A 6308-nucleotide genomic window follows, 5' to 3' on the forward strand; every position below is an offset into this window, starting at 1 on the left:
CCTTCTGCCATACTCAACCACTAAAATACAGGATTTTTCACTTCCTCTCAGATTAACTCAGGCCAGTTCGTCGTCACCAAATTAACAGTTAGGGATTTTTGTCTGTTACCATCTATACAAAACGACGCGCGATTACCCTGCAACAAAAGGAAAGATTTTTACCTCTATCTCCCGATTTTGTCATTGAATTAATGTCTCCTAGTGATAGCCTAGAAACTACTAGGAAAAAAATGCAGGAATATTTAGATAATGGGACTCGTTTAGGTTGGTTAATCAATAGAAAAACGAGAGAAGTAGAAATTTATCGTCAAGGACAGGCAGTAGAAATTTTAACTAATCCAGAGAGTTTATCGGGGGAAAGTATTCTGCCAGAATTTAGTTTAAATCTTACTTTGATTTGGTAAATCAGAGGTAGTGATTGCCGTTTAACGCTTTGCTTTGTTGGGCATTGTCTTCATCGATAAAATACCAAACTTCATTTTTAAGGAAGATAGTCAGAATCAAGGATTTCTGCAAGGGTGAAGGGTGATTCAATCGGGAATAAATCAGCAGAGAGAAGATACTTTCTTACAGTATCTTCTCTGGCTGCTTGGTAACAATCTATCCAGATTTCAGGAATCAATCTTCTCAGACTTGGACTCTCTTTTAATAAGCGTTGAACTTGTCGGCGTTGTTCAACAATTGTGCTGCGCCACCCTTGAGCATTTGCTTCTTTTTCAGTTAGCCAGTAAGTCAATTTAAGCAAATGTTCGGCAATGACGGTTAAGCGACTTTCTAGTTCTCGTTTTTCACTCCTTCCCATCGTTTCAATTTCTTCGATCAAATTTTCTAAGTCTAATTTTTCAAAACGATGTTCTTTGAGTAAATTAGCGGTTTCTTGTAACCATCGGTAGAAATCTTCTTGATAAAGACTTTTACCTGAGGAAACTAAAGACTTTTCGATGCTCATTTGATGATGACCTAGAAAAAGGAATTCTTAGATAATTTAGAAGCGACTCCCTGATCTCAAAAAGATTGGCAAAATATCGCAGGATGACCCCTTTAAACATCAGAGCTTTAAATTTAAGCTAAAATTGGGTAAAACATCTTCCCCCGACAAATCAGTGGGATTTTCTAATATTTCTACCTCCTTTCCCTGACGATAAATTTCAACTTGCCGATTCTGGGGATCGATTAACCAGCCTAACCTTGCGCCATTTTCCCTATATTCGAGCAGTTTTTTCTGTAATTTGTCAAGACTATCGGATTCAGACCGCAATTCCACCACAAAATCGGGGCAGAGGGGAATAAATCCCTTTTTCTGCTTAGGAGTTAAAGATTCCCAGCGTTCTCGACTCACCCAAGATAGATCAGGAGAACGAATCGCCCCATTTGGTAGTATAAATCCGGTGGAAGAGTCAAACCCGACCCCTAAAGCTTCATTTTCTTCGCACCAGCGAAACAATTGTCCTGTTATACGAAAATTTCGCTGTCCTGATTCGCCACCTGTCGGGGGATTCACGATTAATTCTCCTTGGGCTGTACGTTCTAATTTTAAGTCACGGTTGACCGCAGCAAGGGCTTCAAACTGTTCAAGGGTGATAGAGAGAGCGATCGCGCTAGGAATTTCTAAGGAGAGGGTTTCGGGTGAGGTAGTAACTGCTAACATAATCCTTTGATCAGGTGCAACTCATATATACTATTAAAGATTATTTGTCAAGTTTTTGCTCAGAATTCTTGAGCTTGCGCTGAACAAATTCCCGATTTTTTTGGGAAACTTCCACCTCGATCGGGCGGTTTCACTAAATAACAGGTTACAATAGCCAATAATTAACTAAATTTACCTAAAAACTATCGATCGTGTTCTACGCTATTGATTTCGGAACCAGTAATACCGTCATTACTCGTTGGAATGGGGCGACAAATAGGGCCGAAACCGTCAAATTATCGGAGTTATCCCAACAAATAGCCGACAATCCCCCCCTAATTCCCAGTTTACTCTATATTAAATCGGCCAATCCTCTGCAAGTAATTGCCGGTCAAGCAGTGCGCGATCGGGGTTTAGATATCGATCGAGACCCGCGTTTTTTTCGTCGCTTTAAACGAGGTATCGGCGCAAAAATTCAAGGATTTTTACCGGAATTAGAGGAAACTGTCCTCAGTTTCGAGGGGGTTGGTCAATGGTTTCTTGATAGCATCATCGACAACTTAAAAAACACCACCCTGGAAACCCCCCAATCTCTAGTTTTAACCGTCCCCGTCGATAGTTTTGAAAGTTACCGCAATTGGTTAAGTAATGTTTGTCAGGGGTGGGAAATCGAACAAATTCGACTAATTGATGAACCCACGGCCGCCGCTTTAGGTTATGGAACCACGGGTGAGCAAGTGATTTTAGTGGTAGATTTTGGCGGTGGCACCCTCGATCTTTCTTTGGTACAATTAGATTTAGATAATCCTCAAAAAAATCAAGGTTTTATTCTCAAGTGGGGAGAAAAACTTTTAGGCAATAATTCCGCCCAAAAAACTAAACTAGCGAGGGTTTTAGCCAAGGCGGGGACAAATTTAGGGGGGTCAGATATCGACGATTGGATTGTCGATTATTTTGCCCAAAAGCAATCTTTAGCGAAAACTTCCCTGACTACTCGTCTAGCAGAAAGATTAAAAATTAAACTTTCTTCCCAATTAACCGCCGAGGAGGTATATTTTGATGAGGAAAATTTCGAGAGTTACGAGTTAAGTTTAGATCGAGAACAATTGACCGATATTCTCCAAAAACAAAACTTTTTTAATCAATTAGATGATTTAATGACGGGAGTTTTGCAACAGGGAAGACGCAATGGAATTGAAGTTAGCGACATCGATGCGGTGTTATTAGTTGGGGGAACTGTACAAATTCCGGCGGTAAAAGATTGGGTGCGACAGTATTTTGATAGTAGTAAAATTAAAGAGGATCGACCCTTTGAAGCGATCGCTTTGGGAGCGTTACAATTAGCCCAAGGTTATCAAGTCAAAGATTTTCTCTATCATAGCTACGGCATTCGTTACTGGAATCGTCGCAAAAATGCCCACGCTTGGCATCCAATTATTAACTCTGGACAACCCTATCCCATGGAAAAACCCGTGGAATTAGTCCTAGGTGTTTCTGTGGACAATCAGCCTAGCATTGAGTTAATTATCGGCGAATTAGGCACAGAAAGTGGAGCAATGGAGGTTTATTTTGATGGTGATAAATTAATTACTCGTTCCCTGAGTAATGGAGAAACTAGCGTCCAACCCTTAAATGATCGCGAGGGAGCAAGATCCATCGCTCAACTCGCTCCTTTAGGTTTCCGGGGTAAAGATCGCATTAAAGTGCAGTTCTGGATTGATGATCAGTGTTTTCTGCGGATTAATGTGGAAGATTTACTCAGTCAAGAATTGTTACTAAATAATCAAATAGTCACCAAATTAAGCTAGACTTAGCTTCACCTAAAAATCAAGTGCAGACTCATGGTAAGTTTGCACTGATATTATCGCAATATTCTGTTTTACTGGTGGCTTTATCGACTGTGATCGCGCACGGGGATCGGGATTAGTTCGGGTTCGGGTTCGGGTTCCGGACCAAAAACACTGTCGATCAGTTTGCGCGCCCATTCTCTCAATTTTTCTATCACTTCATCTAAATAGTCCATTGACCAAATGGCTCCTTTGAGATACTAGCTATGAGTTTTCGTCGATTGATCCCCGCAACAGCTTTATTCTAGAGAATTTTAACTGATTTTCATCGTTTAGCTGTTCAATCTGACGAGCGGGGGAATCTATATCTTGTATTTATATTAAGCTTAACATAACTTTTTAGTCTGAGTATATATTCTTGGCAATTCTTTTTTAAGACATTATTAATAAATTCCGGCGTAGGCGATCAAGGGCGGTATAGGCACTAATCTGGCGAATGGTCAAGCGATCTCGATTTTCTCCGAAACGATGCTCAGATACAGTCACTTTTCCTTCAGGACTGGCTAAACCGATATAAACTAGGCCCACAGGTTTCGTCTCACTGCCTCCTCCCGGTCCGGCAATACCCGTGATACTGATCCCCCAATCGGTAGTGAGGCGTTTTTGCACGCCTAGGGCCATCTGTTGGGCAACAATGGCACTGACAGCCCCGACATTATTTAAATCCTGCTCATTTACGTCTAAGAGGGCAACTTTTACCCGATTATCGTAGGAAATAACCCCACCCCAAAAATAATCGGAACTGCCGGCGATTTGGGTGATAATTTCCCCTAATCCCCCTCCAGTACAGGATTCTGCCACACTCAAAGTTTGTTTTTGCCGCCGCAAAAGTTCCCCCACCACCGCGGGTAAAGTATCATCATCAGCCCCAAAATAATCTAATCCGGCGATTTCCTTAATTTCCGTCGCTACCGGTTCAATTACCTGCAAAGCAGCCTGTAAAGAAGGGGCTTTCGTCGCAATTCGCAAACGCACTTCGCCTAAACCAGCATAGGGGGCAACGGTGGGATTAGTCAGAGCGAATAAATGGGCAACTTTTTCCGCTAAAGCTGACTCACCAATACCGCGAAATTTGAGAGAACGACTATAAATCCTCTCTTTGCCCCATCCTTGACTTTCTAGGTAAGGAATCGCCGTTTCTACCCACATTCTCTTCATTTCTGAGGGTACTCCGGGGAAAGTGAGAATAGTCACGTTAGTCTGTGGTTGCCAGATCAGGCCAGGGGCGGTTCCCGTCGGATTTGGCAAAAAATCGGCTCCTATGGGTATTAAAGCCTGTTTACTGTTACTAGGAGGCATTTCTCGCCCTAAACTCGTAAATTTAGCCTCGATTTCTGCTAAAATCTCCTGATCTTCCCTGAGAGGCGTTTGGAAAAAATCGGCGATTGTTTCTGTGGTTAAATCGTCGGGAGTAGGTCCGAGTCCCCCGGTAAAAATTAAAATTGAAGAACGTTCTCGGGCAATAGCGATCGCTTTTTTCAGTCTTTCTACATTATCTCCCACCACCGTTTGATAATAATGGGGAATGCCTAATTTTGCCAATTCTAGGGCTAAATATTGGGCGTTAGTATTAACTATATCCCCTAATAATAATTCCGTTCCTACACAAATAATTTCAGCGGCCATAATTTTTGACAATTAGCTTAAGATTTTCAATTTTGATCATCAACTGATCTCCTGTCACCACAGTGCGATCGGGTTTCGGTAACGATGGTACTGGAAGTTAACAATACCAGTGCGCTCCAGTATTATACCAGTAAGCTATCAAGAATCAAAGTCTTGTATATTAAATGCCAATTTGTTGCTGAACAGCCCATATCTGATTACACGACAATAAAATCACTACCTATGAGCAAACGTAAAATCAGCGTATTATTCCCTTATATAACAATAATTGATCATAATCAAGCATAACAAAGTATGACCGAGCATCACCTCTTCCTTCCTGCCATCACAAACCCCACCAAAATCATCTAAAATTGAAATGTCCACTAAATAATAAAATTCTAAGTACCTAGGCAAAATTATTTACACATGACGATCATTGCCCCGTAAGGGTTTTAGCTCGATCGGGCAGGTAATTAATTTTGCATGACTACTTATGACTCGCTGGTTTAATATTGCCGGTCCCTGTAAAGACGATATCCACTATATGCTCTCTCCCACAGTGCGATTACCAGATTTAGAGGAGCTAATTCAACAGCATAGTTACTTTGTCCTACACGCACCACGACAAACAGGGAAAACCACCGCTATGTTATCCCTAGCAAAACAACTTACCGATAGAGGAAATTATGCCGCAGTCATGGTATCAGTGGAAGTAGGAAGTGCATTTAATCATGATCCTAGTGCCGCAGAATTGGCAATTTTAGGGGCATGGTATAATACAATAAATATTCGTTTACCTAAAGAATTGCAACCACCTGTAAAAGAATGGCAACAGGAAGAAGCAGGAAGCAGAATCAAGGCTTTTTTATCAGATTGGTCAAAAGCGATAAATCGTCCCATAGTATTATTTATAGATGAAATTGACTCTTTACAAGACCAAACATTAATATCAGTTTTACGACAGTTAAGAGATGGTTTTCCCAATCGTCCAGAAAATTTTCCCTCATCAGTAGGATTAATTGGTTTGCGAGATGTGCGAGATTATAAAGTAGCATCGGGAGGTAGTGATAGATTAAATACATCTAGTCCTTTTAATATAAAAGTTGCTTCTCTGACTATGCGAAATTTTAATCTTGCAGAAGTGGGAGAATTATATCAACAACATACAGCAGCAGCAGGACAAATTTTTACACCAGAAGCAATAGAAACAGCTTATGATTTAACCC

General features: G+C 41.0%; 6 protein-coding genes and 1 pseudogene. 3 read left to right on the forward strand and 4 right to left on the reverse strand.

Going from position 1 to position 6308, the window contains the following annotated elements:
* Positions 1-119: 119 nt before the first annotated feature.
* Positions 120-404, forward strand: a pseudogene (locus IM509_RS05745) (Uma2 family endonuclease); the annotation flags it as partial.
* A 77-nt stretch (positions 405-481) separates the two neighbouring features.
* Here the strand turns inward: IM509_RS05745 and IM509_RS05750 are convergent.
* Positions 482-949 (reverse strand): DUF29 domain-containing protein, encoded by a 468-nt coding sequence (locus tag IM509_RS05750; RefSeq protein WP_002757365.1) that lies wholly within the window; start codon positions 947-949, stop codon positions 482-484.
* A 99-nt stretch (positions 950-1048) separates the two neighbouring features.
* Positions 1049-1648: a Uma2 family endonuclease gene (locus tag IM509_RS05755; RefSeq protein WP_052278009.1), complete on the reverse strand. Its 600-nt coding sequence runs from the start codon at positions 1646-1648 to the stop codon at positions 1049-1051.
* Between the two features lie 191 nt (positions 1649-1839).
* Between IM509_RS05755 and IM509_RS05760 the strand changes: the two genes are divergently transcribed.
* Positions 1840-3435, forward strand: coding sequence for an Hsp70 family protein (locus IM509_RS05760; protein ID WP_052278010.1), 1596 nt, complete (start codon positions 1840-1842; stop codon positions 3433-3435).
* Between the two features lie 83 nt (positions 3436-3518).
* Here IM509_RS05760 and IM509_RS05765 read toward each other — a convergent pair whose 3' ends face one another.
* Both IM509_RS05765 and IM509_RS05770 read right to left on the reverse strand, forming a co-directional pair.
* The gene (locus IM509_RS05765) at positions 3519-3650 is read right to left on the reverse strand and encodes a hypothetical protein (RefSeq protein WP_002768233.1); all 132 of its coding nucleotides are present in this window, start codon (positions 3648-3650) and stop codon (positions 3519-3521) included.
* A 196-nt stretch (positions 3651-3846) separates the two neighbouring features.
* Entirely contained in the window at positions 3847-5100 is a 1254-nt protein-coding gene (locus IM509_RS05770; RefSeq protein WP_052278011.1) for a competence/damage-inducible protein A, read from the reverse strand.
* A gap of 475 nt (positions 5101-5575) precedes the next feature.
* On the opposite strand from IM509_RS05770, the gene IM509_RS05775 reads away from it, so the two are divergent.
* Positions 5576-6308 (forward strand): ATP-binding protein (locus tag IM509_RS05775; RefSeq protein WP_287716686.1); only part of this gene is annotated, 733 nt, incomplete at its 3' end.

This window comes from Microcystis sp. M31BS1, assembly GCF_020245285.1.
Lineage (GTDB): Bacteria > Cyanobacteriota > Cyanobacteriia > Cyanobacteriales > Microcystaceae > Microcystis > Microcystis panniformis.

What these genes read in the sequence shown, in the direction of transcription:
- IM509_RS05750 (WP_002757365.1), bottom strand. Translation starts at nt 949, where the DNA reads ATGAGCATCGAAAAGTCTTTAGTTTCCTCAGGTAAAAGTCTTTATCAA.
- IM509_RS05755 (WP_052278009.1), bottom strand. Translation starts at nt 1,648, where the DNA reads ATGTTAGCAGTTACTACCTCACCCGAAACCCTCTCCTTAGAAATTCCT.
- IM509_RS05765 (WP_002768233.1), bottom strand. Translation starts at nt 3,650, where the DNA reads ATGGACTATTTAGATGAAGTGATAGAAAAATTGAGAGAATGGGCGCGC.
- IM509_RS05770 (WP_052278011.1), bottom strand. Translation starts at nt 5,100, where the DNA reads ATGGCCGCTGAAATTATTTGTGTAGGAACGGAATTATTATTAGGGGAT.